The 1507-nt window shown below is 52.1% G+C and carries 1 protein-coding gene; it reads left to right on the top strand.

All coding sequences use genetic code 11. The features are described 5' to 3' along the window. A partial coding sequence (locus tag ABD772_RS17485) for an MBG domain-containing protein (protein WP_345107501.1) occupies window positions 1-1507 on the top strand: 1507 nt, incomplete at both ends.

The following is a 1507-nucleotide window of genomic DNA, read 5'->3' as shown; positions in this document are numbered from 1 at the left end:
TGGCGCAGGAGCAGCGGCGACAGCAACAGCAGGGACCTACACCGGCAGCATCACGCCAAGCGCGGCCACGGGCGGAACATTTAATGCGAGTAACTATACCATTAGCTACGCAACCGGAGACCTGATCATAGACAAGGCAGCCATTACCATTATGGCCAATACTGTCCACAAAACTTATGGACAAACTTTAACAACAACCACGGGTTCAACAGCCTACACGATCACCTCAGGTACCTTACAAAACGCGGAGACCATAGGCAGTGTAACGATTACTTATGGCACAGGAGCAGCGGCCACAGCAACAGCAGGGACCTACACCGGCAGCATCACGCCAAGCGCGGCCACGGGTGGAACGTTTAGTGCGAGTAACTATACCATTAGCTACGCAACCGGAGACCTGATCATAGACAAGGCAGCCATTACCATTATGGCCAATACTGTCCACAAAACTTATGGACAAACTTTAACAACAACCACGGGTTCAACAGCCTACACGATCACCTCAGGTACCTTACAAAACGCGGAGACCATAGGCAGTGTAACGATTACTTATGGCACAGGAGCAGCGGCCACAGCAACAGCAGGGACCTACACCGGCAGCATCACGCCAAGCGCGGCCACGGGTGGAACGTTTAATGCCAGTAATTATACCATTAGCTATGCAACCGGAGACCTGATCATAGACAAGGCAGCCATCACTATTACAGCTAATACTGTTCATAAAACCTACGGACAAACACTGACAACAACAGCCGGTTCGACAGCTTACACCATCACCTCAGGTACTTTACAAAACGCGGAAACCATAGGCAGCATCACGATCGCATATGGCGCAGGAGCAGCGGCGACAGCAACGGCAGGGACCTACACCGGCAGCATCACCCCAAGCGCGGCCACGGGTGGTACGTTTAATGCCAGCAACTATACCATTAGCTACGCAACCGGAGACCTGATCGTAGACAAGGCAGCCATCACTATTACAGCCAATACTATCCACAAAACCTACGGACAAACTTTAACAACAACCACCGGTTCAACAGCCTACACCATCACATCAGGTACCTTGCAAAACTCGGAAACCATAGGCAGCATCACGATTGCTTATGGCGCAGGAGCAGCTGCCACAGCAACAGCAGGGACCTACACCGGCAGCATCACGCCAAGCGCGGCCACGGGCGGAACGTTTAATGCAAGTAATTATACCATTAGCTATGCAACCGGAGACCTGATCGTAGACAAGGCAGCCATTACCATTACGGCCAATACTGTCCATAAAACTTATGGACAAACGCTGACAACAACAACCGGTTCAACAGCCTACACCATCACATCAGGTACCTTGCAAAATTCAGAGACCATAGGCAGCATCACGATCGCTTATGGCGCAGGAGCAGCGGCGACAGCGACGGCAGGGACCTACACCGGCAGCATCACCCCAAGCGCAGCCACGGGCGGAACGTTTAATGCCAGTAATTATACGATTAGCTACGCAACCGGAGACCTGATC

Source organism: Mucilaginibacter panaciglaebae (assembly GCF_039539265.1).
GTDB lineage: Bacteria > Bacteroidota > Bacteroidia > Sphingobacteriales > Sphingobacteriaceae > Mucilaginibacter > Mucilaginibacter panaciglaebae.
This window is presented reverse-complemented; position numbering and strand designations above follow the sequence as displayed.